The sequence below is a fragment of the Ensifer sp. VA4 genome, from assembly GCF_055710065.1.
This window is the reverse complement of the sequence record NZ_JBVQPO010000044.1, coordinates 1-1289: the sequence shown is the minus strand read 5'-3', so window position 1 is coordinate 1289 and position 1289 is coordinate 1. Positions and strand designations below refer to the sequence as shown.

The window sequence follows — 1289 nt, the reverse complement described above, 5'->3', positions numbered from 1 at the left end:
TGGACGCCTCTAAAAACCTCCCCTTCAGCCGGTTTTCGTGATTCAATCCTGGCTGTGTGATTTGCGGGAACGGATGATGCGTGGGCAGCCAGGCTTTTGGGATTTGGACGAGCGTTACGAGCGCCTGAGTGCCGTCGGCGACCCTCTGGAGAAGCTCAACAGCATCATTCCCTGGGCTGTGTTCGAGAAGCCGTTGGCGAAGGCATTGAAGCGATCCGACGGATCAAAGGGCGGGCGTCCGCCGTTCCCGGCGGTGCTGATGTTCAAGATCCTGGTGCTGCAGGCGCTCTACAATCTCTCCGACGACCAGGCCGAGTTCGTCATCCAGGACCGGTTGTCGTTCATGCGGTTTCTCGGGCTCGGCCTTTCCGACAAGGTTCCGGATGCCAAGACGATCTGGCTGTTCCGCGAAAGCCTGGTGCGGGCCGGTGCCATCGACAACCTATTCGCCCGTTTCGACAAGCATCTGTCACGGTCGGGCTACCTGGCCAAAGGTGGTCAGATCGTTGATGCAACGATCATCCAGGCGCCCAGGCAGCACAACAGCCAGGACGAGAAAGACGCGATAAAGGCTGGTGAGATCCCGGACGAGTGGAAGGACAAGCCCGCCAAGCTTGCCCAGAAGGATCGCGATGCGCGTTGGACAGTGAAATATTCCAAGGCGAAGCAGCCGACACAAACGCCGACATCAGCCGCGACCAAGCAGCATGACATCGCCATTCCGATGTTCGGTTACAAAAACCATGCCGGCATCGACCGGGCGCATGGGTTCATCCGGGGATGGACGGTGACGAGTGCGGCCGCCCATGACGGCGCCCAACTCAGGAATGTCGTGACCAAGGACAATACCGCCTCGACGGTCTGGGCCGACAGCGCCTATCGGTCGAAATCAAACGAGGAATGGCTGGAAAAGAACGGCCTGAAGTCGGATATCCATCAGAGAAAGCCGAAGGGCAAGCCGATGCCGGAAGCGATGTCGCGGGCCAATGGTCGCCGCTCGAAAGTGCGCTCCGCTGTCGAGCATGTGTTCGCTCGACAAAAGGACAAGATGAAGCTCTTCATCCGAACCATTGGTATCAACAGGGCGACGGTGAAGATTGGCATGGCCAACATCGCCTACAACATGCTCCGCTATGTCTTCCACGAAGGGCGACGCGCCACAGCATGAAGCATGCCGCCCCGAAAGGGCCGTGACACCACGAAATCCAACGCAAAATCGGAGGCAAAAACCGCCAACAGCCATTAGGCCGCGCCGCCGATCACCAATTCAGCGGTAATTCGAGGCCTCC

1 protein-coding gene is annotated in these 1289 nt (G+C 58.9%); it reads left to right on the top strand.

What is annotated here, in order from left to right; all coding sequences use genetic code 11:
- The first annotated feature begins 76 nt into the window (after positions 1–76).
- Positions 77–1168 carry an IS5 family transposase gene (locus tag AC0C6X_RS30070; protein WP_472956683.1) on the top strand — a complete coding sequence of 364 codons (1092 nt, stop codon included), beginning with the start codon at positions 77–79 and terminating at the stop codon, positions 1166–1168.
- The last annotated feature ends 121 nt before the right edge of the window (positions 1169–1289 follow it).